Raw genomic sequence first — 25101 nt, 5'->3', positions numbered from 1 at the left:
CGAGGGCGAGCGATCACCGGCGGATTCCAGATGACGGTCTTGGAAAGCGTGTTGGGGGCAACCCCTCACGAGTTCGAATCTCGTATCCTCCGCCATCTCTGAGGGCCGGATCACTACCGTGGTCTGGCTCTTTGGCTGTCCCCGTGATGGAGTCCATCGCGGCATCCGGACCACCCCGGCAGGCGCAGCACCGTCGTCGTCCGTTGGGGTGACTGCCATCTGACGTTCATACGCGTCGCGCTGCGCTGGTCGTCCGTGCTTCCTAGCGTCCGTCAGTGTGCGCCCACTGGCCTGCCGCAAACCGCGAGCTGCTGCTGTCCGGTTGGTGTTCGACTGCACCCTCCGACGCGAAAGGCCCCGGAATGTCCGAAGCACCCAAGCAAACTCGAATCTCTCGTCGCAACGCGCTCGGCGTCTTCGGCGCGTCAGTGTCCGGCGCCGCCGCCGGGCCGCTGCTCCTCGGCGCCGGAACCGCTGAGGCGGCCCCGGCGAAGTCGGAGGTCACCGGGCTCACCACCGGATCGACCACCACTCCCGTCCAGGGCCTGCACCTGACCTTCGGAGCCGACCCGCGCCACCAGATGGTCGTCTCGTGGGTCACCGACGCAGCCGTCAAGAAGCCGCGCGTCGTCTACGGGACGCTGAGTGGCGGCTTCGGCTCCACAGTGCACGCGACGACAAAGACCTACGTGGACGGTGCCTCTGCGCGGACCGTCTGGGTCCATCACGCGCTGCTCGACAAGCTCAGGGCCGATACCGACTACCTGTACGCGGCCCAGCACGACGGCGCTACCCCCGACGCCGGCACCTTCCACACGGCGCCGTCCGGCAGAGCTCCGTTCACCTTCACCAGTTTCGGCGACCAGGGCTCGCCCAGCGTCACGTGGAAAACCGGAGCGAACCCGGCCGATGCCTCGGGCCGGGACTTCGAGCCCAACGCCACGCCTGCCTCCGCCGACATCGTCACCGGCATCGAGAAGGTCGGCCCGCTGTTCCACCTCCTCAACGGCGACCTGTGCTACGCCAACACCGGCCCCGACCGCGTCCGCGTCTGGCACGACTTCCTCGCCAACAACAGCCGCTCGGCACGATTCCGTCCGTGGATGCCGTGCGCGGGAAACCACGAGATCGAGTCAGGCAATGGCAAGCTCGGTCTCGACGCGTACCAGACCTACTTCGAGCTGCCCTCGACCGAGAACCAGCCCGAGCTCGACAACCTCTGGTACACCTTCACGGTCGGCTCGGTGAAGGTGATATCGCTGCAGAACGACGATATCGCCCTGCAGGAAGGCGGCGATATCTACATCAACGGCTACTCCGGTGGTCGGCAGCTCGCCTGGCTGGAGCGGGAGCTCAAATCGGCACGGGCTTCGAAGGACATCGACTGGATCGTCGTCTGCATGCACCAGGTGATGATCAGCTCTGCGACCGCCGCGAACGGCGCCGACGTCGCACTGCGAGCGGCGTACGGACCACTGTTCGACAAGTACGGCGTCGACCTGGTTGTCTGTGGCCACGAGCACGACTATGAGCGCTCGTTGGCGGTGCGTGGCGTCGTCCCCGGCAGCGTCACTCTCACACCCAACCCGAGTCAGACCGCACTCGACGTGATCGACAGTGCGCACGGTACGACGCACATGGTCCTCGGCGGTGGCGGCGTGTCCGGCATTACCAACAACAGCTTCACCACCGACGACGCCGACGGTCACGGGCATCACTCGGCACTGGTCCAGATGGAGCACGTCGGTAAGTTCAACTCGGTCAAGGAGAAGGAGACGGCGATCTGGATCGGCGTCCGCGACGCGGAGCATCCGTACGGCTTCGCCGAGTTCAGCGTCGACCCCGGCCGTCACCCCGGTGACCTGACCCGCATCTACGTCACCTACTACAACATCATCACACCCACCGGCGAGCTGTCGGTTTTCGAGAAGTTCACGCTTCAACGCCGTCGCAGCGACGGTGGCCACGGCCGGCACTGATCTCGTCTCCTCCGCAAGCTTCCCAGGCACCAAGCCGCAGGCTCGCGGGTGATTCTGCCGCTGGAGACGAGAACGCCAGAAGGGCCGGACGCCTAGCGTGCGGCCCTCTGCATGTTCTAGAGGCGGAAGGGGCTGCCGTGGGGGCGAGCATTACTCGGACGTGGGGTTGGGGCCGGTCGGCGGCGAGGGTGGCGCCTGCTTGGCAGGCCCAAGTGGCGGCTCAGCTGCGTAGTTGGGTGTTGAGGCGAGCGGCTTGGTGGGTTAGGTGGTTGCGTTCGGGGAGGTTGGGGGCTGAGTGGGCGGCCTCGGTGTAGAGGCGGGCTGCTGTGGTTAGGTTGCCGGCGCGTTCGTGTAGGTAGGCTGCTGCGGCGGTGTGGCGGGGCAGGGCTGGGTCCAGGTCGGCGAGGGCGGCTAGGCCGGCGCTTGGGCCGTCTGCTTCGCCCAGGGCGACGGCGCGGTTGAGGCGGGCTACTGGGTTGTCGGTGAGCTGCACCAACTCGTCGTACCACTCGACGATCTGCACCCAGTCGGTCTCGTCGGCGGTCTGGGCGTCGGCGTGGAGGGCGGCGATGGCGGCCTGGGCCTGGAAGTCGCCCAGGCGGTCGCGGGCCAATGCAGCCTGGAGTACGTCGACACCCTCGGCGATCAGGCGGGTGTCCCACAGGCTCCGGTCCTGCTCTGCGAGCGGTACGAGGCTGCCGTCGACACGAGTCCGTGCTGGACGCCTCGCGTGGTGGAGCAGCATGAGCGCGAGCAGGCCGGCGACCTCCTCGTGCTTCGTCATGGCCGCCAGTTGGCGGGTCAGTCGGATTGCCTCGGCGGCGAGGTCGATGTCACCGGAGTACCCCTCGTTGAAGGCCAGGTAGAGCACACGGACCACGGTGGCCACGTCACCGGGCTGATTGAACCTGACACCCGACACGGTCCGCTTGGCGCGGCTGATCCGCTGGGCCATGGTTGCCTCGGGCACCAAATACGCCTGCGCGATCTGGCGAGTGGTCAGACCGCCGACCGCGCGCAGCGTCAGCGCAACGGACGATGCCGGGGACAACGACGGGTGCGCGCACAGGAAGTACAGCTGGAGCGTGTCGTCCAACGCTCCGCCCGGACCGGGTGCCGGCTCGGCTTCGACGCGTTCCTCGCGCTGCCGGCGAGAGTTCTCGGAGCGGGTGGCGTCGAGGAACTTGCGCCAGGCAACGGTCACCAACCAGCCCTTGGGATCCCGCGGCGGGTTGTCCGGCCAGACGCGTACGGCCTCGACCAGAGCGTCCTGTACGGCGTCCTCTGCCGGCGCGAAGTCGGCACCACGCCGTACGAGGACACCGATCACCGCGGGCACGAGGTCCCGCAGCAGTTGCTCGTTCACTCGGTGACCGTGCGCGGCTCGCCCCAGAACGGCCGGACCTCGAGCCACTCGTTCAGCGGCTTGCCACCGGGGCCGGGGGCTGCCGACAGCTCACTCGCCAGCTCGACGGCGCGGTCCCACGACTCGACGTCGATGACGTACCACCCGGCGATCAGGTCCTTGGTCTCGGCGAACGGTCCGTCGGTCACGGGCGGCTGCCCCTCCCCGCCGTACCGCACGAACGCTCCTTCGGGCGTCAGTGCCTGCATGTCGACGAACTCGCCCGTCTCCTCCAGCCGGGCGCCGAAATCGCTCATGAACTGCACGTGCGCGTTGACCTCCTCCGGCGTCCACTGGTCCATCGGTCCGGCGTCCACGACGGGGGCCGGACCGCCCTGGTAGTGCTTGAGTAGCAGGTACTTGGCCATCAGATTCTCCCTGTCTCAGTTGAGCTGCTCGGCGAGGCCGATGATGACGCCCCCGAGTGCGCGGACGTAGCAGAGCCGGAAGACGTCGGCGTACTCCACCACTTCAGCGACGAGTTCGGCGCCGTGTGCCCGCAGGCGAGGCAGCAGCTCCTCGATGCTGTCGACGCGGTACATCACGCGGTGCATGGCGACGCTGTGGTACGGCGCGTTCTCCGGTACGGCGGGACTCGCCACGGGCGTCAGGTACTGCGACAGCTCGAGCCGCCCGTGGCCGCCCGGAACCCGCATCATCGCGATCTCGCAGCGAAGCCCGTCGATCCCGACCGTCTTGTCCGCCCACGCCCCCTCGACCTGCGAACGCCCCTCCAACTCCAGCCCAAGCTCAGCGAAGAAGGCCACAGCGGCATCCATGTCCTCAACGATGATGCCGACGTTGTCCATCTGAATCATGACGCTACTTCTCCTAGCTCCTCGCGATTTCTTACATCCCAGGGACGGAGCCACCACGACGTTCTCGACATCCGCACCCGAAGATTTCCAGAATTGGTGGTCAAGGCGCGCTAGCGCCCGTCGCGCGCCCCCGGGGAGACCAGGCCGGTTTCGTAGGCGAGGACTACGGCTTGGGCTCGGTCGCGGAGGGTTAGTTTGGCGAAGATGCGGGCGACGTGGGTTTTGACGGTTGCCTCGCTCAGGGCTAGTTCCGTGGCTAGCTCGGCGTTGGAGAGGCCTTGGCCCATCAGGGTCAGTACTTCGAGTTCGCGCGGGGTCAGGCTGGTCAGGTCGCGGTGGATGGCTGGTTGGGCGGCGGTTGGTACGGCGAACCGTTCGACCAGGCGACGGGTGATGGACGGGGCCAGGAGCGCGTCGCCGGTAGTGACCAGGCGTACTGCGGCTGCCAGGTGCTCCGGCGTGACGTCCTTCAGCAGGAAGCCGCTCGCGCCGGCTGCGAGTGCCGCGTACACGTAGCGGTCGAGGTCGAAGGTCGTGAGGATCAGCACGCGGCAGTCGGTCGGGCCGGCGAGGATCCGGCGGGTGGCTTCGAGGCCGTCCATGACCGGCATGCGGATGTCCATCAGTACGACGTCCGGGCGCAGGCGTCGTACGGCGTCCACCGCTTCGGCACCGTCCGCGGCCTCGCCGACGACCTCGATGCCGCGGGCTTTGAGGATCATCTGGAAGCCGGTACGCACCAGCGCCTGGTCGTCCGCGATCACCACTCTGGTTGTCACGGGCGCTCCAGCGGGAGCTTTGCGCGGACCCGGAAGCCGCCGCCCAGACGGCGCCGGGCGTCCAGGTCACCGCCGTACACGGCCACCCGCTGCTTCAGACCGAGCAGACCGCGTCCGCCGCCTTCCGGAGTGGCCGGCCGGCCGCCGGTCAGGATGCTGGGACCGGTGTTGAGGATCTCCACCCGGAGAGCATGAGGTGCGTACCGCACTGTCACCTCAGCCTTCACACCGTCGCCATGCTTCAGCGCGTTCGTCAGCGCCTCCTGGATGATCCGGTACGCCGTCACGTCGAGCCCGGTCGGGAGTGGTCGAGGCTCGCCCGAGACCCGCACTTCCACAGGCAGTCCAGCAAAGGCGATCCGGTCGATCAGCTCACTGAGCCGGCTCAGGCTCGGCTGCGGTGACAGAGCCTCGTCATCCTCACCCGAGGCCTTCGGCGCGAGCAGACCGAGCAGGTTGCGCAGCTCAGCCATGGTGTCGCGTCCCGCCGCCTCCACTGCGAGCAGAGCCGCCTCCGCATCACCAGGCGATGTTGCCAGGACCTGCCGCGCCGCACCTGTCTGGATGACCATGACGCTGACGTTGTGGCTCACGATGTCGTGCAGATCGTGCGCTATCCGCGCCCGCTCCGCGTCGACCGCACTGCGGGCCGCCGTCTCCCGTTCGCGCTCCAGCAACCACCCGCGCTCCTCCAGCGCCCGGGTGTGCGCACGCCGCGCCCGCAAGAGCGCGAACGCAAGCACACCGGCCAGCAGGGCCAGCACCGCGACGAGCAGCCACAGGAAGGTCACAGCATCCACTGTCCCAAAGCTGTTCGGCAAAGCGCATCATCCACCTGGGCCACGCCGTACATCTGCAGGATGACGGCCGGCGGAGATTACGCCGGCAGGGTGACGTCACCGACGGCCGGGCGGCCCTAGCGTGAGCAGCATGACGGAGGACCTAGGCAACGAACAGGCGGTCGTACGGCTCACCGACGTACGCAAGGAGTACGGCGAATCAGTCGCGCTCAGCGGCGTGTCGCTGGAGATCCACGCCGGTGAGGCGGTCGCGGTCATGGGACCGTCCGGCAGCGGCAAGTCGACACTGCTGAGCATGGTGGCCGGACTGGACCGGCCGACGTCAGGAGCCGTCGTGGTGCACGGCGACGACCTGGGGTCGCTGAACGAGAAGGGGCTGGCACTGTTCCGGCGCCGCCGGATCGGCATGATCTTTCAGTTCTTCAACCTGCTGGACGACCTGTCTGCTCTCGACAACGTCGCACTGGCCGCGCAGCTGACCGGTACGTCGGCTCCGCACGCACGGAAGCGCGCACTCGAACTCTTCGAGGAGCTGGGCATCGGGGACCGCCGCAACACGTACCCAGCGCAGCTGAGTGGTGGAGAACGCCAGCGTGTCGCGGTCGCACGCGCACTGATGAACCGTCCGGCGATTCTGCTCGCTGACGAACCCACCGGCGCGCTGGACACCCGCGCCGGCGAGCAGGTGATGGACCTCCTGCTGGACCTCAATCAGATCGGTCAGACGCTGCTGTTGGTCACCCACGACCAGCAGCTGGCCACGCGATGCGCCAGCCGGGTCATCGACTTCGTCGACGGGCAGATCGCCGGCGAACGCAGTCTGGAGCGTACGTCGTGAGCGCCGTCTGGCCGGTGTCGCGCGCAGCGGTACGCCGACGTCGCGTGCAGACCCTGGTGATCGGAGTCGTCGTGCTGCTCTCTACCACGATGCTCGTCGTCGCACTGGGACTGCTGGCCGCTTCGAGCGGTCCGTTCGACCAGGCGTACGCGCGGCAGAGCGGTGCGCACCTGGTCGCGTCGTACGACGCGAGCAAGGTCAGCGATAGTCAGCTGACCAAGTCGGCGTCAGCTGCGAAGGCGTACGCCGGTCCGTTCGCGATGGCGACGCTCGACGTGGGCTCCAACGGGAGGTTCGGCGAACCGCAGTCCCTGGTCACTGTTGGACGCGCGGACCCGGGCGGACCGGTCGACCGCCTCAACGTCTGGAAGGGGCGCTGGGCGGCCAAGACAGGTGAGATCGTGCTGAACCGGAATCCAACTGCGTCTGACGGGTTCGGAGCGCCGACTCTCGGATCGACCATGAGCGTGGCGGGGCAGACGCTGACGATCGTCGGGTTCGCGTACAGCGTGAGTCAGTCCGCGGATGCGTGGGTCGCACCGGCACAGATGACTTCGTTCAGGCCGACAGCCACACAGATGCTGTACCGCTTCGCTCAGGCAGCCACTAACGAGCAGGTGTCTGCCGGTCAGGCCGCTGTGACGTTCGGGCTGCCGTCCGGCGCGCTAGTGGGCACGCAGTCGTACCTCGGGCTGCGAGCACTCGCCACGGGTGAGCCGAACACGTTTGTACCGTTCCTCATGGTGTTCGGCTGGCTGGGGCTGGCGGTCGCCGTCCTGATCGTCGCCAACGTGGTCAGCGGCGCTGTGGTCTCCGGCTTCAAGCACATCGGCGTACTGAAGGCGCTGGGATTCACACCGACTCAGGTCATGGCTGTGTACCTGACGATGATCTCCATCCCGGCGATCATCGGATGTGCCGGTGGCACTGTGCTGGGCAACGTGCTCGCAGAGTCCTTGCTGACAAGGGCTTTCGAGAACTACGGCGCTGACGGCGTCACCGTGCCGATCTGGGTCGACGTGGCCGTTGTGCTCGGCGTACCGGTGCTGGTTGCGTTGTCTGCTCTATTGCCTTCGCTGCGCGCACGCAGTCTGTCGGCGGCTGAGGCGATCAGTGCGGGCAGCGCTCCTCGGGCTGGGCGTGGGCTGCGGGCGCAGCGTTGGCTCAGCGGTACCCGGCTGCCGCGGTCCGTGTCCCTCGGGTTGGGGCTTCCGTTCGCACGGCCTGCCCGTACGGCGTTGACGCTGGCTGCCGTCGTACTCGGGGTGACGAGTGTGACGCTGGCGGTGGGGTTGGGGAAGTCGCTGATGACGTACCAGACTGCGGCTAGTCGAGTGGACGCTGTGGACGTGTCGCTGTTCGCACCCCCGGATGACGGCGGGCCGGCGTCGAACGATCCTAAGGCGCCACCTCCGCCCAAACTGAGTGATGCGGCGGACGAGGCGCTGATCCGGTCGACTCCGGGCGCGGTGTCGGTGACGGCGAGTGCGGATCTGCCGATGCGGCTGGCTGGGACCAGTGCTGACCTGCGGGTGTCGTTCTATCGCGGGGACTTCGAGCAGCTCGGCTATCGGATCCTTCACGGGCGCTGGTTCGACGGTCCGGGTCAGGTGGTCGTCTCGGAGCGGTTCCTGCGACAGCGTGGTCTGGCGGTCGGCGACACGATCACGCTGCAGTCGGAGGGGAAGAGTGTACGAGCGCAGATCGTCGGTAAGGCGATGTACAACTCAGGCGACGAGGTGCTGTCGAACTGGCAGACGCTGGCGCTGGTGGCGCCGTCGCTGCGGGCGTCGCTGTACGAGATCAACGTCAAGCCGGGTACGGACCTCGATGCGTTCGTACAGGCGGTCCAGAAGGGCGACTCGGGTCTGATGCGGGCCGACGGGCAGGACGCCGGCACCTTCGTGGCGATCGTGCTGGCGACCGTCGTACTGCTCACTCTGATGCTCGGGACGGTGGCTGCGCTGGGTGTCTTCAACACCGTCATCCTCAACACCCGCGAACGCCGCCGCGACCTCGGCATGCTCAAGTCGATCGGCATGACCCCCAGCCAGGTCACCGTCATGGTCGTCACCTCGATGGCCGCCCTGGGCGCTGTCGGCGGCGTACTAGGTATCCCGTTGGGCATCGTCGCGCATCGCCTGGTCGTCCCGGCGATGGCCAACGGCGCCCAGGTCGAGATCCCGGCGTTCATGCTCCACGTCTACCCCTGGTCCCTCCTGGCGCTCCTGATCCTCGCCGGCATCATCATCGCCGCCGCCGGCGCTTACTTCCCTGCGCGCTCAGCAGCCCACACCACGATCGCCAAGGTCCTGCACAACGAATGAAAACTGTCGGAGGGCCTTGATAGGAAGGCTTTCATGGGCGACAGACCGCGAGTGGTGGTATCAGTGGCAGCCTCGGTCGACGGACGCGTGACCGTCGGCCGGGACCGTCTCTTGCTGTCCGACGAGGCCGGGCAGCTGTGGCGATCGTTGTGGCCGGACGGGTTTGTGCCGATGCATGATGCGCGTACTGCGTTGTTGGAGAAGCTGTACGCACCGACCGCGATCCTCGAAGGCAGCGGAACGTTCGTCACCGCGGACACCGGCCCGTTGGAGTTGCCCGAGGCAACCAGTTCGTACGACGACTTCCTGCCGGACGACGTGGTGAACGATCCGGGGCATCGCAAATGGTTCACAGTTGTGGACAGTCGCGGGCGGGTTCTGTGGACGGAGAAGGGCGGGGCCGGGATCGACCTCTTGGTCCTCGTCTCCCGTGCCACGCCGGCGGCGTACCTCGCCTACCTGCGGCGCCAGAACACTCCGTACCTCGTCGCCGGCGAGAAGCACGTGGATCTGGAGCTGGCGCTACGCCGGATGCGCGAGCGGCTCGGCGTCACGTGCGTCGTGTCCGAGGCCGGCGGCGGGCTGAACGGCGCCTTGCTGCGTGCTGATCTGATCGACGAGCTGCATCTGATTCTGTTCCCAGCCGCTATCGGAGGTGCGGGTGTGCCGACTGTGTTCGACGGACCAGAGCTCGAGCCCGGAGCACTTCCGACCCGACTACGACTCGTGTCCAGCACCACCACAGCCGACGGCGTAGTGAGTCTTCGCTATGAGGTGGCCCGATGACCGAGATGACGGCGGAACGTGTGCTGAAGGTGCTGGATGCCCTGGCCGGTTTGGATGTCTGGGTCGACGGCGGCTGGGGTGTGGACGCGCTGGTCGGTCGGCAGACGCGGATGCACGAAGATCTGGATCTGGGTGTGGCTCGGCCAGAGTTGGATCAGGTGGTGGAGGTGTTGGCTGGACTCGAGTACGACATCACGGACGCGCGCTACCTACAGGTCACCGTGCAACTCACCCACGTGGACGGGCATCGCATCGATCTCCATCCGAGTACGCCGGTGCCGGGCGGAGGCACCGAACAACTCGACTTCGACGGGAACACCTACTTCATCCCACCGGCCATCGACGGATGCATCGGCGGTCAGCCAGTCCGATGCATGCCGGCCAGTGCGCAACGACGATCGCACCAGGGATACGAGCTCAGACCGCAGGATGTGCACGATATGCAGTTGCTTGATGAGATTGACTTTGCCCATGGACGAGGTGGTAGCGGGTGATCGGGTGGTCTGGGAGCAGGCTTCGGCGAAGCATGTTCGCGAGTACGACGAACTGCTCGAGGCGGCTCGGGGAGACGGGCTGCTGCTGGAGCGGGAGCTTGGGTTGCTCGGGGCGGTGTTGGCTCAACAACCGGTCGTGGTGCATCTGCAGAGTGGGCATGGGCTGGACGACATCGGGCTCGTCAAAGCGGGCGCGCAACGCGTCATCGGGATCGACTACAGCTCGGTCGCTGCGGGTGCGGCCCAGCGGCGTGCTCGGGAGCTGGGCGTGGCGTGTCACTACTTGGTGGCGGAAGTGCCCGGCGTACCGGTGAAGGATGCGTGTGCGGATCTCGTCTACACCGGTAAGGGCGCGCTGATCTGGATGCGCGACCTCGACGCCTGGGCTCGGGACATTGCGCGGGTACTGCGGCCGGGCGGGCATCTGTTCATGTACGAAGCCCACCCAGCCGTGCCGTTGTGGACGTGGGACGAGGACGAGCCGCGGATCCGGCCGGACCGCAGCTACTTCGCCGAATCGCACGTCAACGACACATTCCCCGGCAACGGCGCGCGTGAGTGGCAGTGGAATCTCGGTCAGATCGTCACGGCCATCACCGCGGCCGGTCTGCACCTCGAAACCCTCGAGGAGTACGCCGAACCGTTCTGGCGACCGCAGGACGACACGAACGCCGCAGCGTGGTCCGGCCGCCTCCCCAACTCCTACGCATTGCTGGCCCGCCGCTGACCCCGGATCGGCCGACCAGGCTCCGGGTGCCAACGGAGCCCGGCCAGCCCTCGGTCATGAAGCCGGCGTGAGTCTCACAGGTAAGGCAGGAGCTCTGCCTCCTCACGATTCAGATGGGCGTTGAGCTGAGCGATCAGCTCGTCGACCTGTGGCAGGATCTCCGCGCCCGGAGTCGCGGCGAGCCGCTCCAACTCCTCCAGCAGTACGGCGATCTTGTCGTGCTCCGTCTGCAGTACGGCGACGACGTCGGCCAGCTCGGGGTGTTGCTGGACCAGCGCCGGGAAGAGGCCGGTCGACTCGCCGGTGTGGTGATAATGCAGGCCCTGGCAGGCGGTCAGGCAGTTGATCCGGAGCTGGGCGCCCAGCGTGCCGGATTTCGCGACCTCGGCCCGGATCAGGGAAAGCTCACGCCGGAAGGCCACATGGATGGTCTTCAAAGCCTCGGCGAACCCGCGCTCGGCGCCCGGCGGCGGACCAGGCCGCTGGACGAGCGCGACGACCGGGATGGTCCGGGTCGTGCGGGCCTGGTAGTCGCCCCATCCCGGATCAGCCTCGACCAGTCGTGCGAACACGTCGTCACGCTCGGCACCACGCAGTACGACTGCTGTTGCCGGATAGGTGAACAGGCCGAGGTCGACGGTGACCTCGGGATCGGCGAGCAGGTTGTGATACCAGGCCGGGTGGTAGGGGCTGCCGCCGGCCGAGCCGACGACGAGGACCCGGTCTCGGTCCGGGTAGTAGCCGAGGATGACGGTGCGCGGCTGCCCCGAGCGCGCGCCAGTTGTTGTCAGGAGCAACAACCTAGAGTTCTCGAAGGGACCGCCGACCTGGCCGGCATTCGTCCGGAACTCGTCGATGAGCTGTGCGGTGAAATCGTTCAGGATTCGCTTCTCTCGTGGGTCGTGACAGGAAAATGCAGACGGGGAGAGAAGCGCCCGGTGGAGCCCGCGCGGCGTTCAGAGCGCAGCCGGGACCCCAACTCGTGCATGGCTGGAAGCAGCCGACCCGGCAGTCACGCCGCGATCGTACCCAAGTAGGCAGGTCAACCCAACCGGTCGACGCCGGCCGCCGCTACCTCGAGTTCGGTACGTCGTTCCCGCGCGCCTCGCCTGATCCCTCACCGAACGTCGTCGCGCGCATGCGAAACGTCGTACATCGCGCGCAGTTCGGCAAATCATTTCGGGAACTAGCGAAAAAATCTCAGGAATGCTGTAACGGCGGGCACACTGCGCCGATAAACGTGACGAGTGACCCAGTGGGGGGACTACGTGGGAAGCTCCGGTGTTTCTTCGGGACCACCGCATGTGGAGGGGGCCTCGCAGGTGCTCACCCGGGGCGGGGTGAGCACCTGTTCGAGGGTCAGGGCTGGGTCTCAGCCCTTGATGCCCACGTTCGCCATACCTTCGACGAAGCGCTTCTGGGCGAACACGAACAGCACGATCATCGGCAGCGTCGCCAGCGCCGTACCGGCCATCAGGTACGGCCACTGAATCTCGGCCGGGTTCTGCGAGAAGATCGCCAGCCCGAGCTGCAGCGGACGCATCTCGTCGGACGTGGTGATCATCAGCGGCCAGAGGAACCCGTTCCAGGCCGCCTCGATCTGGAACACCGCGATCGTGATCAGGGCCGGCTTGATCAGCGGGGTCATGATCCGCAGGAAGATCCCGAACTCGCTGAGCCCGTCCACCCGGGCGGCCTGCGCGAGCTCGTCCGGCAGCGACACGTAGAACTGCCGGGCCAGGAACGTGAACAGCGGCGCCGCGCCCAGCGGGATGATCAGGCCCCACCAGGAGTTCAGCCAGCCGATGCCGCCGTGGCCGAGGATGTTGTTGCCGCCGAACAGCGGGATCGACTTCACGATCATGAACAGCGGCACCAGGATGATCTGGAACGGCACCAGCAGCAGCACGATGAAGTAGTTCAGCAGCGACTTGCGGCCCCGGATCGGCGCCTTGGCCAGCGCGTACCCGGCCATCGTGCAGACGACGAGCGTGAACGCGGTCTCGCCCACCGCGATGAACAGGCTGTTGCGGAAGTACCGCAGGAACGGCGCGCTCTGCATCGCCTCGACGAAGTTGTGCCAGCGCAACTCACCCGGCAGCCAGTTGAACTGCTGCACCTCGAGGTCGCTCTTGAACGACGTCAGCAGCATCCACAGGAACGGCACGATCATCAGCAGCGCGCCGACGATCAGGACGACGTACAACGCGATCCGCCCCGGCCGCAGCGACGACGGCCGCCGGCTCACAGTGGTACCGGTCGAAGGCAATGCAGCGCTAGTCATTGGTGTCCGCCCTCTGGAGCAGGCGCCCGACTCCGATGAAGGCCGCGATCACGATCATCATGATCACTGTCTCCGCGGACGCGTAGCCGAGTTTCAGGTCCTGGAACGCGTTCTGGTAGATGTCGAGCACCAGCACGCGGGTGTCACTACCGGGTCCGCCGCGCGTCATCACGTACACGAGGTCGAACACCTGGAAGGTGCCGACGATCGACGTGATCAGCACGAAGAACTGCACCGGGCCGAGCGACGGCCAGGTGACGTTGACGAAACGCTGCCAGCGGCTGGCGCCGTCCAGGTCGGCCGACTCGAGCAGGTCGCGGGAGACGCCCTGCAGCGCGGCCAGGTAGATGATGATCTTGGTGCCGAGGCCCTGCCAGATGCCGACCACCATCAGCGACGGCAGCGCGGTCGCCGGGTCGGCCAGCCAGCGGTTCGGGGCGAACCCGAACAGGCTGAGGAAGCCGTTCGCCAGGCCGGAGCCCGGGTTGTAGATCCACAGCCAGATGGTCGCGATGGCCACGGTCGCCGTCACCGTCGGGATGTAGAACGCGGTCCGGAAGAAGCCGAGGCCGCGGATCTTCTGGTTCAGCCCGACCGCGACCGCGAGGGCGATCGCCATCGAGATCGGGATCACCACGATCGCGTACAGGACCGTGTGCCACAGCGAGGCCAGGAAGTCGACGTCGCGGGCGAGATCGGCGTAGTTGCCGAACCCGACCCAGGACCAGGTGTCACCGAAGCTGTAGTCGGTGAGACTGAGGACCAGGACAGCGACCACCGGAATGACGATGAAGATGGCGGAGTGCAGCAGGGCCGGCGCGAGCAGGGCCCAACCCGTGCGCTTCTGGCCCTTGAGCAGCGTGCCGGTGTCCTTGGCCGTCGGGACCTTGCGCGAGGTGTCCAGTGCTGGACGTTCAAGAGTTGTGCTCATCGTGACTGTCCTGCCAGGTTGTGCAGCACTTTGGCGGGATCCTTCTGTCCGAGGACCGCCTGGGTGAGCTGGATGTCGAAGTTGCCGCGCATCTCGAGCCAGTTGGACGGCACCTCGTTCTCGTTCGCGGCGTACTGCAGACCGTTCGCGGTGAAGTTGCTCAACGGGTTCGACTGCGCCTGCGGCGAGTTGCCGGCGTCCTTGTAGGCCGGGATCTTCTTGTTCAGCTTGGCGATCGCGTCCAGGGTCGGCTTGTTGACCATGGTCTGGATGAACGCCCAGGCCGCGTCCTTGTGATGGCTGCGGGAGCCGATCGAGGCGAGGTCGCCACCGACGTACTCGATCTCCTTGCCGCTGTTGAAGCGGAAGAACTTCAGGTCGTCGCAGTTCTTCTTGCCGATGCCCTTGTCGGAGCAGTCGACGGCGCCGTTGACGATGCCCATCGCGGCCTCACCGGTCAGCACCAGCGGCTGCTGGGCCGCGTTGGTCTGCCCGTACGGCTGGACGTTGTTGATCATCGATTTGATCCACAGCAGCGTGTCCAGGCCGGCCTTGTTGTCGAAGTTCGGTTCGCCGCCGACGTACAGCGGCGTACCGGTCGAGGCGAGGAACGTGGTGAACGACTGCCGGAAGCCCGTCGCGGAGGCGAGGTCGAAACCGCTGCGGGTGATGTTGCCGTTCTTGTCCCGCTTGGTGAGCTTTTCTGCCGCGACCTTGATGTCGGCCAGCGACGTCGGCGGCTTGTTCGGGTCGAGGCCCGCCTCGATGAACGCGCTCTTGCGGAGCGCGACCGCCCGGGCGTCGGCGAGCAGCGGGTAGGCGTACAACTTCTTGTCGTACGTGACCGCCGGGATCAGCGCCGGGGTGCTCTTCTCCTTGATGAAGTCCGGCGTCACGCCGTACTTGCCCAGGTCCTCGAAGATGTTCTTGGAGGCGAACGGCTGGACCCAGCCGACGCCGGTGACCATCACGTCGTACGGGATCCCGGCCGCGATCGAGGTGGCCAGCTTCTCGTTCAGGTTGTTGTACGTCGCGAAGTCCGGCTCAACCTTCATCTTCGGATAGGTCTTGTGGAACTCGTCGACGACGTTCTGGAACGCCTCCCGCCCCTTGGTACTGGGCGGGAACGACGGGATCAGCACCCGCAACGTCCCGGTCGCCTCGGCCGGCGGTACGCCGTCCGTGCTCTTGTCGATCACCCCGCTGCCACAACCGCTGACCACTACGCTGAGCGCAGCCGCCAGCACGGTCAGTCCCACACCTCGTCTCACAGGGGAACTCCTTCGCTGCCTGTTCCAGCCGGGGGCCCGCGACCCCTCAAGTGCAGCGAAAGTATGGGAAAGGGCTTTCCTCGTCAATACCTCACCGCTCGAACGATCACATTCGATCAAGATCGGAACCCGACCGATCAGAATTCCGGGACGGACCGGCGCCCGAGCTCGCGGCGGGCAATCAGCGCTGAGTCTCAGGACCTGGCCGCTGACCAGCCGGCCCCTGCCGCTGGGCCACCGGCGCGGACGCTCCGGCACCCCGCGCCCCCTGCCGATCAGCACCCAACCGACTAGCCGACGCCAACGGCGGCCCGGACAACCCCGCTCGAGCCGCCACCGCAACATCCGGCGGCAACGCGGGAACCGCCGGACCGGCTGGACCGGTTGCCGCAGCAGGCGCAGCAGTCGCCGAGGAGTCCGGGGACGCCGCGGGTCCCCTAGACGCCCCACCCGCTGACGGAGACCGAGGCGCGTCGCCCCGCTCAGGCTGACCAGTCCGCCCTTGCTCGGCCCCCACACCACGCCGCACCTGCTGCCCCGGCGCCGGCATCTGCCACTGCTTCTTCAGCCGACTGACGACCTTGGAGCCCTCGGCGGCGGCATCAATGCCGACCGTACGGCGGGTATCGGCGTCGGCGCTCTTGGGCAGCTGCGACACCTTGCTGAACTCGGCGCCCATCGCTCTGGCTATCTGCCCGACGGCTTGCTCCCGCTGGTCGGGCGGGATCAGTCCCGGCAGCTTGCTGTTGTCGTAAATGGCCTCAGCGGCCACCCGGAACTTCTGGTCAGCAGGTACGACGGCAAGCCGGCCGATCAGCTCGTCACGCTGCACTCCCGACTGGCGCCCGACCGTCTCGGCAAAGCCCTCGACCGCGGGGGTGACCTGCTTGTAGACCATCGGGGACTTGACCTGTTTGATCCCCGGCGCGATCTGGTCGACTCCGAGCTCGTCGATATAGGCATCCAGGCGCTGATGCGCGTAGAGCTCGGTCACGCCCTCCTCGAACTGACGCACGCCAGGTCCGTTCGCCATCGCGGCGTACGACTGCGAATGCTCCCGGCCCTCCGATGCCAGGAGATGCACGTTCTCGTGGAGGACGACCCGGATCGCGTCGCGGTACCTCCGCAGCTCGGACTTGCCCTGGTTGTGTACCCGCGCGTTGCGGAACATGTCCTGGAGCGGCTCGTCGACATGGCGCGGGTTGTACGAGATCGAGTTGTCCCAGTTCGCGGTGCCGCCGAGCTCGCTCTGCTGCGGAATCGGCGCTCCGAAACGGCCGTTCCAGGACGAATGGTTCGCACCCGAGACTTGCACGGCGGCAGTCGCCTGCTCGCGCATCAACTCCCGGAAGCTGGTGACCTTCATCGCATCAGCCGCAGAGCACCGATCAGCATCTGCAGGCTGTGCTCGAGGGCTCCGATCTCGCGTGCTTCGTCCGCAGAGGCGTCGGCCGCGATCCGCGACAGGGCTCGGACAGCTTCCTCTGCCCGCGCCAGACGCTCGGCCACCGTGCCGTCGTTCCGATCGCCTTCGGCGAACGCTTCGCGGGCCTCCATGATGATCTCAGAGGGAGCTTCACCAGGCCCCCGGGCGATGATGTCCTCGATTCCAGCGAGTACTGAGTCGGCCAGGTGGCGGTCGTCCTCGTCGTCGATCTGCTCGGCCAGCGCCCGGAGACGCGGAAGCTCCGCGGCCAGGTCGGAATAGCGCCGACCTTCGGCGATGCCGTCGGACACCCGTTTGTACTCGACCTCGAAGTCGGCGTACTCCATCTTGGACTCCCCGCAATCCGGTTCAGGTCTCAGAATTTAGTTGCAGTTGTAGCCGCAAATCGCCGACCAGCATCCGAAGAGTGTGCTCGAGGCTGCCGATCGCCTGTTCCTCGTCCGGAGTGGCGGACATCTGCATCCGTCGCCGGACGCCTTCCTCTGCACGAGCCAGACGCTCGGCCGTCGTGCCGTCGTCCCGGACCGCTTCGGCGTACACCTCTCGGGCGTGCATGATGGCCTCGGACGGAGGCTCGCCGGGGCCGTGGGCGATGGCGTCCTCGATTCCCGCCACTTCCAGCAGTGCGTGGTCGCGGTCGTCCTCGTCGTCGATCCGTTCGGCCAGCGCCCGGAGACGCGCGATCGCCGCGGTCAGGTCGGTCCCGTTCCGGCCATTGATGATCACGTCGGTGACCTGTTTGTACTCGACCTCGAAGTCGGCGTACTCCATGTGCTCTCCCGGGTTCGGGTGCAGTCGGCTGAATTTACCCGGCGGCGCCGCACGAAGTGCGGATGTTGAGGGTGGGGAGGAGGCTTAGGTGTTGGGTGGGGGTGGTGGGGGTTTGGATTTTTCGGAGGAGGAGGTCGCAGGCGGTTTCGCCCAGGGCTCGGCGGGGTGGGGAGATGGCGGTGAGGGGTACTACGGCCAGCGACGCGGTGACGTCGTTGTAGGCGATGACGGCCAGGTCTTCGGGGACGCGGAGGCCTAGTTCCATGGCTCTTTCGACCAGGCGGGCGCCGTGTTCGTCGGAATGGACCAGGACGGCGCGGGTGCCGAACGACTTGCATTCGTCGAGGAAGGCGTCCAGTTGGGTGATGGCACCGGGGTCGTCGCCGCGCATCGGGAGGTCGACGGGTGAGAGGAAGACCTCGACACCGAGCGCCTTCGCGGCGGTTTCGATGCCGCTGCGGAGCCAGTACGCCGTGACCGTGGCCTGCAGGTTGATCGCGATCCGGCGATGGCCGAGGGCGACGAAATGGCGGAGCGCCAGCATCGCGCCGTACGCGTGGTCGGTACGGACGTGGTCGTACTCGCGGTTCACGTGCGGGAAGCCGAACGCCCGCTCCATCAGCACCACCGGTACGTCGATGTCGTCCAGCCTCGAATCGAGCCGGTCGGCGTCGCCGTCGCCGAGCGCGGTGCTGATCAGCAGGCCGGCGACCCCGATCCCGAGCACCTTGTCGATCCGGTCGCGCTCCATCGTCACGTCGTACCCGGAGACACCGAGGACCAGGCGCGCGCCGTACCGGTCGGCCATCGCCTCGGCGCCGCGGATGACGTCGGAGTAGTACGACGCCGCGCTCGGGACGATGATGCCGATCGTCAACTGACTCCCGCGTACGCCCTGGTCGGCCGTGCCGGTGCCGATCGCGCCGCCGTGCACGCGGCGGAGCAGGCCGGCGGAGTCCAGTTCGGCCAGGTCCCGGCGTACTGTGATCGCGGAGACGCCCAGCTCGGCCACCAGATCGGCCACCCGGAGCCGGCCGTGCCGCCGCAGGCTCCGCAGGATCAGCTCGTGGCGCTCCTGTGCAAGCATGCGGTCCCCTGATCTTTGCGTGATTGTTCGTGATCATACGATCAAGGGACGCTCGGACGGAACGAGGAGGCGATCGGTGGCTGCTCCCCCTGGTGCCGGCGGCGCCGGCCGCACCAACGCGGTACTGGCGAAGCTGTCGGTCGTCGGAGACCTGCTCATGCTGCAGCTCGTGTTCCTCGTGCTCAGCCTGGGCATCATCACACTCTTCCCAGCCGCGTTCGCGCTGCAGCGGGTGCTGGCGGACGCGATCAGCCAGGACAAGCCGAAGCTGCTGCGGCGGTACTTCGGGGAGTTCCGCTGGGCGATGAAGCGCTTCTGGCTGTCCGGATTCGGTCTGTACGCCGGTGCGGTGCTGCTGGCGTTCGGCCTCTCGTTCTGGGCGTTCGCGTCCGGACCGGCGCGGGTGTTCGCGCTGGTCGTGCTGATTCCGCTCACCGGCATGATCCTCGGGCTCTACCTGAGCGGACTGGCAGTCCTGCCTCAGGCGGGCGACGACGCGACCATGAAGACAGTGTTCAGGTCCGCGAACCTGTTCCTGCTGCGTCGGCCGCTGCCGGTGGCCGGTGGGGTCGTCGTACTGCTCACCTGGTTCGCTCTGGCGTCACAGGTGCCCACGCTGCTCGTGGTCGGGTCCGGACTGGTCCCGGCGCTCACGGCGTACACCCTGTCTCGACAGCGTCGCGAAAAAACTTCTGAAGACGTGTCAATCTGAGGTCTGCCAGTTCGACGTATGGGTGTAAGGCCCAAAAACGACGAACTGCAAGGAGACCCCGAGATGCACGCGACGACCGACACCCTGGCGACTACGCCGGCCACGCAGGGCGGCCGCTCGCGCTGGCTGGCTCTGTACACCCTCTGCGCGGGCATGCTGATGATCGTGCTCGACGTGACCGTGGTGAACGTGGCCCTGCCGGCCATCCAGGACGACCTCGGCTTCACCAGCTCCTCTCTGGCGTGGGTAGTGAACGCCTACCTGATCGCGTTCGGCGGCCTGCTCCTGCTGGCCGGCCGGCTGGGCGACCTGCTCGGCAGGCGGAACATCTTCACCGCCGGACTGGTCGTCTTCACCGCCGCCTCCGTGCTGTGCGGGCTGGCGCAGACGCAGGAGATGCTCGTCATCGCCCGATTTATCCAGGGCGTCGGCGGTGCGCTGACCTCCGCAGTGATCCTCGGCATGATCGTGACGCTGTTCCCCGAGCCGCGGGAGCAGGCCAAGGCGATCGGCGTGTACGCGTTCGTCGCGTCCGCCGGTGGATCGATCGGTCTGCTGGCCGGCGGCGTCCTGACGCAGGCGATCAGCTGGCACTGGATCTTCTTCGTGAACCTGCCGCTCGGCGTACTGACCGCAGTACTCGCGGTGAAGCTGATCGAGAAGGACAAGGGCCTGGGGATCGGCAGGGGCACCGACGTACCCGGTGCGGTGCTGATCACCGCGGCGCTGATGGTCGGCGTCTTCACCATCGTCAAGCCGGCTGCTGAGCTCGGCTGGACCGCTCCGCGGACGCTGGCGCTGGCTGCGGCGACCCTGGCACTGCTGGCCGGCTTCATCGCCCGTGAGGCGACCGCGGCCAACCCGCTGGTGCCGCTGCGGATCTTCCGCTCCAGGACGCTGACCGGTGCCAACCTGATCCAGGCGCTGTCCGCCTCCGGGATGTTCGGCATCTTCTTCCTGGGCTCGCTGTACCTGCAGCGGGTGCTCGGGTACGACGCTCTGGAGATCGGACTGGCCTTCCTGCCGACCACTGTGGTGATGGGACTGCTGTCGGTGAAGTACTCCGAGAAGCTGGTCATGCGGTTCGGCCCGCGTCGCCCGCTGATCGCCGGACTGTCCCTGATCGTCGTCGGACTGGCGCTCTTCACCCAGGCTCCGGTCGGTGGCAACTACTTCGTCCACGTACTGCCGGTGCTGGTACTGCTGGGCCTGGGCGGCGGCATCTGCTTCCCGGCGCTGATGGGCCTGTCGATGGCAGACGTGAAGCCCGAGGACGCCGGCCTCGCGTCGGGCCTGATCGGCACCATGGGCGAGGTGGGCGCCGCCCTGGGCCTGGCCATCCTCGCCACCCTGTCCGCCACCCGCACCGCCGGCAGCACCAAGCCGGCCCTCCAGGCCCTGACCGACGGCTACCACTTCTCCTTCGCCGTAGCCGCCGCCATCGTCGCCGCCTCCGTAGCCATCGCACTCACCGTGATGCGCCAGCCGAAGCCGGCGTCCGAGGTTGAGGTTGAGGAAGAGCTAGTCCTCGAAGCCGCCTGATCTGCGGAGAACCGAGGGGTCGTCGTCCAGTCCGGACGACGACCCCTCGTCGGTGTTCACCCCGCGGCGAGACGCAATCAAGCTGGCGACGGTTAATGCTGCAACCGGGATCATCACGAACAGCCCGAACTTCCAATCGTCCACGAACGCTGACACCGCCAAGAAGCCTGCGGGGCCCAAGAACACCGCCGCCAGCAACCACGAGAGCACTTTGTGCCGATCCGCCCACGGCGCCGACCGTCCGTCGTACAGGCCTCGCGGTGCAACCGCACCTAAGCTCAAAAGCACCAACGCTGAAGCCCCCGAGGCAAAGTCGTGCCAGCCGTTAGCCTCGGTCAGTCCGTACGCGGTGAACAGCGCCCCCGCCAACGCGAAGAGCCGCATCGTCCGACCGGGACGCCTCGGGCTCCAGCCTTCGAACTTCTCGTGCTGCCGTTTGATGGCGGCGACCGCCCGCGCCAGGCTCGATCCGTCGATCATTGCGACCCAGTCCCTTCGAGCCTGCCTTCGGAGTACCACTCCCACCAGGACAGGCCACGTCGGCGGGCACCGATGGTGAGCAGCACCATTGCCAACAGAAGAAACGTCGATCCGCCGACAAGCAGGCCCCAGCCGTTGCGTGGCGTGCGCCTGTCCATGGTCCAATCGCGAGCATCGACGGCGGCCAGTGCGGTCGACGGATCGGACGGCAGGTAGACGATCTGGAGAGGCATTGCGTAGCGAGTGCCGGGCGCGGGTGGTTGCACTCCTTCGGGCATCCCTTGCCGATCTTCCTCGCAGTACTGGAGGACGGTCCGGACCCGACCCCGGCCAGGGACGGCGAAGATGACTCGAACCTCACCGATGAGCGGATTGCCTTTCCCCGGGTAAACCACCACCTCGACCGAACTCGCCGCGCTCTCGGCACCGCCTGCGAGCAGCTGGTGGCTCAGGCTTACCCGGCTGTCCAGTTCGAGCAGCGTCAGTCCGCCGAACAGCGTCGCGACGAGGGCGGGTACAGCGATCCACGTCGGACCGCGGCCGGGCCAGTTGACGTTTCGGGTCATTCCGATCCGCGGGGACGTTCACGTCGGCGGACGACGCCGGAGAGTGGGGCTGCCAGGGCCACGGGGACCGAGATGAGGATGCTGGTGGTGCGGCTGAGACCGAGGAGCTCGACGAGCATGGCGAAGAGCCCGGCAGCCAGCACCAGAAACATGAAGACGACGCTCAGGACAGGACGTCTGTCCAGGGCAGCCATGCGGGCGGCATGCGCCTCAGGGACGATGCCGAAGGGAAGCATCAGTACGACGAGGCTCGCTGCCCAGAGAATGTTCTCGAGGGTGGGATTCACGGCTGCCTTCACGACGAAGGCCAGTGGGACCACGACCTGGATCGCGCGGTGCAGGCGTGGCGGGTTGTAGCTCTCGACGTGCTGCTTGAACTGCCCCATGCGGTTCCTCCCCGGGTTGATGATCGCATGGGTTGTCCACAGGTGGGGGTGGGACGGGTTTCGGGGTGGGGGGTGGGATGGGGAAGGATATGGAGCCCGGCCGGGGCAGAATGTTCGGCGGGTTTGTCGGTAGAGGGGAATCGGACAGTGGTGGTGCAGTCGATCGAGCGGCGGATCGCGGATGAGCTCGAGGTGGGTGAGAACCAGGTGCGGGCGGCGGTGGCGTTGCTCGACGAGGGGTCTACCGTGCCGTTCATCGCGCGGTACCGCAAAGAGGTCACCGGAGAGCTCGACGACGCGCAGTTGCGCACACTCGAGGAGCGGCTGCGGTATCTGCGTGAGCTCGAGGAGCGCCGGCAGACCGTGCTCGACTCGATCGAGAGCCAGGGTAAGCTCGACGACGCGCTGAAGGAGCAGATCCTCGCCGCGGACACGAAGTCGCGGCTCGAGGACATCTACCTGCCGTTCAAGCCGAAGCGCCGGACCAAGGCCATGATCGCCCGGGAGAACGGTCTCGAGCCGCTCGCCGACGGCCTGATGGCCGACCCGGACGTCGAGCCGTTCGCCGCGGCCGCGGTGTTCGTGAACGCCGAGGTCCCCGATCCGCAGGCCGCGCTCGACGGTGCCCGCGCGATCCTGGTCGAGCGGTTCGCCGAGGACGCCGACCTGATCGGTGAGCTGCGCGAGCGCCTGTGGGAGCAGGGCCGGCTCGCCTCCGCAGTACGGGAAGGCAAGGAGACCGAGGGCGCGAAGTTCTCGGACTACTTCGACTTCGACGAGCCGTTCACGAAGATGCCGTCGCACCGGATCCTCGCGCTGTTCCGCGGCGAGAAGGAGGACGTGCTGACGATCACGGTCGAGCCGCTGCCGGCCGGCGTCGAGGTCGACGGACCGACGGAGTACGAGACGACCATCGCCCGCAAGGTCGGCATCGAGAACCAGGGCCGCCCGGCCGACAAGTGGCTGGTCGAGACGGTCCGCTGGGCCTGGCGGACGAAGATCCTCGTGCACCTCGGCATCGACCTGCGGATGCGCTTGCGCCAGATCGCCGAGGACGAGGCGATCCGGGTGTTCGCGGCCAACCTGCGCGACCTGCTGCTGGCGGCCCCGGCCGGCACCCGCGCGACGATGGGCCTCGACCCGGGCTTCCGCACCGGTGTGAAGGTCGCGGTCGTCGACGCCACCGGCAAGGTGGTCAACACCGGCGTCATCTACCCGCACGTCCCGCAGAACCAGTGGGACAAGTCGATCGCCACCCTGGCCGCGCTCGCCGCCGCGCACAACGTCGAGTTGATTGCTATCGGCAACGGTACGGCGTCACGCGAGACGGACAAGCTGGCCGGTGAACTGATCGCCAAGCACCCCGAGCTGAAGCTCACCAAGGCGGTCGTGTCGGAGGCTGGCGCGTCGGTCTACTCGGCGTCCGCGTTCGCCTCGCAGGAGCTGCCCGGCATGGACGTGTCGCTGCGTGGCGCGGTCTCGATCGCGCGCCGCCTGCAGGACCCGCTGGCCGAGCTGGTGAAGATCGATCCGAAGTCGATCGGCGTCGGCCAGTACCAGCACGACCTCCCGGAGAACTCGCTGTCCCGGTCGCTCGACGCGGTCGTCGAGGACTGTGTGAACGCGGTCGGCGTCGACCTCAACACCGCGTCCGCGCCGCTGCTCACCCGGGTCTCCGGCATCACGCCGGGGTTGGCCGACAACATCGTCCAGCACCGCGACGTGAACGGCCCGTTCAAGTCGCGTACGGCGCTGCGCGAGGTCGCACGCCTCGGTCCGAAGGCGTTCGAGCAGGCGGCCGGGTTCCTCCGGATTCCCGACGGCGATGACCCGCTCGACACGTCGAGCGTGCACCCGGAGGCCTACCCCGTCGTACGGCGGATCCTCGACGCCACCGGGTCCGACGTGAAGTCGCTGATCGGATCGCCTGAGCTGAAGCGGCTGAACGCCGCGGACTTCGTCGACGACATGTTCGGCCTGCCGACCGTCACGGACATCTTGGCCGAGCTGGAGAAGCCGGGGCGTGACCCGCGGCCGGCGTTCAAGACGGCGGTGTTCGCCGAAGGTGTGGACAAGATCGCGGACCTGAAGCCGGGGATGCGGCTGGAGGGTCAGGTCACCAATGTGGCCGCGTTCGGCGCGTTCATCGACATCGGCGTGCACCAGGACGGGTTGGCCCACGTGTCCGCGCTGTCGAAGAACTTCGTCAAGGATCCGCGCGAGGTCGTGAAGCCGGGCGACATCGTCAAGGTCAAGGTGCTCGAGGTCGACATCCCGCGCCAGCGGATCTCGCTCACGCTGCGCCTGGACGACGAACCAGGCGCCGGCGGCGGACGTCCGGGCGACCGCGGTTCCCGCCAAGCGGCAGGCCAGGGTGGTCAGGGCGGTCGCGGACAAGGCCGTGGTCAGGGCGGCAACCAGGAACGCGACGGCTCGGGTGGCCGCGGTGCCCAGGGTGGCCCGAACGGTCGTGGCGGCCAAAGCGGTCGCGGTGGACAGGGCGGTCGCGGTGGACAGGGCGGTCGCGGCGGCAACCGCGGGCCGGGTGGCCAGGGTGGCCAGGGTCAAGGGCGTGGCGGTAAGCAGTCCGAGACCCCGATGGACGAGACGTCGCTCGCCGAAGCGTTCCGGAACGCGGGTTTCACGGTCCGCTGATGTCGAAGGGTGACGA

The 25101-nt window shown here is 67.2% G+C and carries 25 protein-coding genes; 9 read left to right on the top strand and 16 right to left on the bottom strand.

Annotation, left to right across the window (positions count from 1 at the left end; genetic code table 11):
* Positions 1–362: 362 nt before the first annotated feature.
* Positions 363–1979 carry a metallophosphoesterase family protein gene (locus AB0J62_RS34085; protein WP_363880171.1) on the top strand — a complete coding sequence of 539 codons (1617 nt, stop codon included), beginning with the start codon at positions 363–365 and terminating at the stop codon, positions 1977–1979.
* 220 nt (positions 1980–2199) lie between these two features.
* Here AB0J62_RS34085 and AB0J62_RS34080 read toward each other — a convergent pair whose 3' ends face one another.
* From AB0J62_RS34080 to AB0J62_RS34060, 5 genes are all read right to left on the bottom strand, one after another.
* Complete coding sequence (locus tag AB0J62_RS34080) at positions 2200–3345, bottom strand: DUF6596 domain-containing protein (RefSeq protein WP_363880169.1); 1146 nt, start codon at positions 3343–3345, stop codon at positions 2200–2202.
* Complete coding sequence (locus tag AB0J62_RS34075; protein WP_363880166.1) at positions 3342–3752, bottom strand: YciI family protein; 411 nt, start codon at positions 3750–3752, stop codon at positions 3342–3344. The genes AB0J62_RS34080 and AB0J62_RS34075 overlap by 4 nt, the downstream gene beginning before the upstream one ends.
* Before the next feature lie 15 nt (positions 3753–3767).
* Complete coding sequence (locus AB0J62_RS34070; protein WP_363880163.1) at positions 3768–4202, bottom strand: VOC family protein; 435 nt, start codon at positions 4200–4202, stop codon at positions 3768–3770.
* 110 nt (positions 4203–4312) lie between these two features.
* On the bottom strand, positions 4313–4981 hold the full coding sequence (locus tag AB0J62_RS34065; RefSeq protein ID WP_363880160.1) for a response regulator transcription factor: 669 nt from the start codon (positions 4979–4981) through the stop codon (positions 4313–4315).
* A complete protein-coding gene (locus AB0J62_RS34060; RefSeq protein ID WP_363880157.1) occupies positions 4978–5772 on the bottom strand; it encodes a histidine kinase in 795 nt (264 codons plus the stop codon). Before AB0J62_RS34060 ends, AB0J62_RS34065 begins: the two co-directional genes overlap by 4 nt.
* 139 nt (positions 5773–5911) lie before the next feature.
* Here AB0J62_RS34060 and AB0J62_RS34055 point away from each other — a divergent pair, with 139 nt between their 5' ends.
* From AB0J62_RS34055 to AB0J62_RS34035, 5 genes are read left to right on the top strand one after another with little or no spacing between them, the layout of a single operon-like run.
* On the top strand, positions 5912–6619 hold the full coding sequence (locus AB0J62_RS34055) for an ABC transporter ATP-binding protein (protein ID WP_363880154.1): 708 nt from the start codon (positions 5912–5914) through the stop codon (positions 6617–6619).
* Positions 6616–8946 (top strand): FtsX-like permease family protein, encoded by a 2331-nt coding sequence (locus AB0J62_RS34050; protein ID WP_363880151.1) that lies wholly within the window; start codon positions 6616–6618, stop codon positions 8944–8946. The genes AB0J62_RS34055 and AB0J62_RS34050 overlap by 4 nt, the downstream gene beginning before the upstream one ends.
* A gap of 33 nt (positions 8947–8979) precedes the next feature.
* Entirely contained in the window at positions 8980–9732 is a 753-nt protein-coding gene (locus AB0J62_RS34045) for a dihydrofolate reductase family protein (protein WP_363880148.1), read from the top strand.
* On the top strand, positions 9729–10226 hold the full coding sequence (locus tag AB0J62_RS34040; RefSeq protein ID WP_363880145.1) for a lincomycin resistance protein LmrB: 498 nt from the start codon (positions 9729–9731) through the stop codon (positions 10224–10226). The genes AB0J62_RS34045 and AB0J62_RS34040 overlap by 4 nt, the downstream gene beginning before the upstream one ends.
* Positions 10204–10953, top strand: a complete 750-nt coding sequence (locus AB0J62_RS34035) for a class I SAM-dependent methyltransferase (protein ID WP_363880142.1) — start codon at positions 10204–10206, stop codon at positions 10951–10953. The genes AB0J62_RS34040 and AB0J62_RS34035 overlap by 23 nt, the downstream gene beginning before the upstream one ends.
* Before the next feature lie 74 nt (positions 10954–11027).
* Here AB0J62_RS34035 and AB0J62_RS34030 read toward each other — a convergent pair whose 3' ends face one another.
* From AB0J62_RS34030 to AB0J62_RS33995, 8 genes are all read right to left on the bottom strand, one after another.
* Positions 11028–11810 carry a nitroreductase/quinone reductase family protein gene (locus tag AB0J62_RS34030; RefSeq protein WP_363880180.1) on the bottom strand — a complete coding sequence of 261 codons (783 nt, stop codon included), beginning with the start codon at positions 11808–11810 and terminating at the stop codon, positions 11028–11030.
* Positions 11811–12325: 515 nt separating this feature from the next.
* The gene (locus AB0J62_RS34025) at positions 12326–13237 is read right to left on the bottom strand and encodes a carbohydrate ABC transporter permease (protein WP_134106069.1); all 912 of its coding nucleotides are present in this window, start codon (positions 13235–13237) and stop codon (positions 12326–12328) included.
* Positions 13230–14168, bottom strand: coding sequence for a sugar ABC transporter permease (locus tag AB0J62_RS34020; RefSeq protein WP_363880137.1), 939 nt, complete (start codon positions 14166–14168; stop codon positions 13230–13232). Before AB0J62_RS34020 ends, AB0J62_RS34025 begins: the two co-directional genes overlap by 8 nt.
* Entirely contained in the window at positions 14165–15439 is a 1275-nt protein-coding gene (locus AB0J62_RS34015) for an extracellular solute-binding protein (RefSeq protein WP_363880134.1), read from the bottom strand. Before AB0J62_RS34015 ends, AB0J62_RS34020 begins: the two co-directional genes overlap by 4 nt.
* Positions 15440–15620: 181 nt before the next feature.
* Positions 15621–16805, bottom strand: coding sequence for a hypothetical protein (locus tag AB0J62_RS34010; protein ID WP_363880131.1), 1185 nt, complete (start codon positions 16803–16805; stop codon positions 15621–15623).
* Entirely contained in the window at positions 16802–17212 is a 411-nt protein-coding gene (locus tag AB0J62_RS34005; RefSeq protein ID WP_363880128.1) for a hypothetical protein, read from the bottom strand. The genes AB0J62_RS34010 and AB0J62_RS34005 overlap by 4 nt, the downstream gene beginning before the upstream one ends.
* A 22-nt stretch (positions 17213–17234) precedes the next feature.
* The gene (locus AB0J62_RS34000) at positions 17235–17657 is read right to left on the bottom strand and encodes a hypothetical protein (protein ID WP_363880125.1); all 423 of its coding nucleotides are present in this window, start codon (positions 17655–17657) and stop codon (positions 17235–17237) included.
* 34 nt (positions 17658–17691) lie between these two features.
* Positions 17692–18744, bottom strand: a complete 1053-nt coding sequence (locus tag AB0J62_RS33995; protein ID WP_363880122.1) for a substrate-binding domain-containing protein — start codon at positions 18742–18744, stop codon at positions 17692–17694.
* Positions 18745–18820: 76 nt separating this feature from the next.
* On the opposite strand from AB0J62_RS33995, the gene AB0J62_RS33990 reads away from it, so the two are divergent.
* Together AB0J62_RS33990 and AB0J62_RS33985 are read left to right on the top strand one after the other, a co-directional pair.
* Positions 18821–19456, top strand: coding sequence for a DUF624 domain-containing protein (locus tag AB0J62_RS33990; protein WP_363880119.1), 636 nt, complete (start codon positions 18821–18823; stop codon positions 19454–19456).
* A gap of 63 nt (positions 19457–19519) precedes the next feature.
* The gene (locus AB0J62_RS33985; RefSeq protein WP_363880116.1) at positions 19520–20998 is read left to right on the top strand and encodes a DHA2 family efflux MFS transporter permease subunit; all 1479 of its coding nucleotides are present in this window, start codon (positions 19520–19522) and stop codon (positions 20996–20998) included.
* Here the strand turns inward: AB0J62_RS33985 and AB0J62_RS33980 are convergent.
* From AB0J62_RS33980 to AB0J62_RS33970, 3 genes are read right to left on the bottom strand one after another with little or no spacing between them, the layout of a single operon-like run.
* Entirely contained in the window at positions 20978–21478 is a 501-nt protein-coding gene (locus tag AB0J62_RS33980; protein ID WP_363880113.1) for a hypothetical protein, read from the bottom strand. The genes AB0J62_RS33985 and AB0J62_RS33980 overlap by 21 nt on opposite strands.
* Positions 21475–22044 (bottom strand): hypothetical protein, encoded by a 570-nt coding sequence (locus AB0J62_RS33975; protein WP_363880110.1) that lies wholly within the window; start codon positions 22042–22044, stop codon positions 21475–21477. The genes AB0J62_RS33980 and AB0J62_RS33975 overlap by 4 nt, the downstream gene beginning before the upstream one ends.
* Positions 22041–22430: a hypothetical protein gene (locus AB0J62_RS33970; RefSeq protein WP_363880107.1), complete on the bottom strand. Its 390-nt coding sequence runs from the start codon at positions 22428–22430 to the stop codon at positions 22041–22043. The genes AB0J62_RS33975 and AB0J62_RS33970 overlap by 4 nt, the downstream gene beginning before the upstream one ends.
* Positions 22431–22577: 147 nt before the next feature.
* On the opposite strand from AB0J62_RS33970, the gene AB0J62_RS33965 reads away from it, so the two are divergent.
* On the top strand, positions 22578–25085 hold the full coding sequence (locus tag AB0J62_RS33965; protein WP_363880104.1) for a Tex family protein: 2508 nt from the start codon (positions 22578–22580) through the stop codon (positions 25083–25085).
* Positions 25086–25101: the final 16 nt, after the last annotated feature.

It is taken from the genome of Kribbella sp. NPDC049584 (genome assembly GCF_040675555.1).
Lineage (GTDB): Bacteria > Actinomycetota > Actinomycetes > Propionibacteriales > Kribbellaceae > Kribbella.
This window is presented reverse-complemented; position numbering and strand designations above follow the sequence as displayed.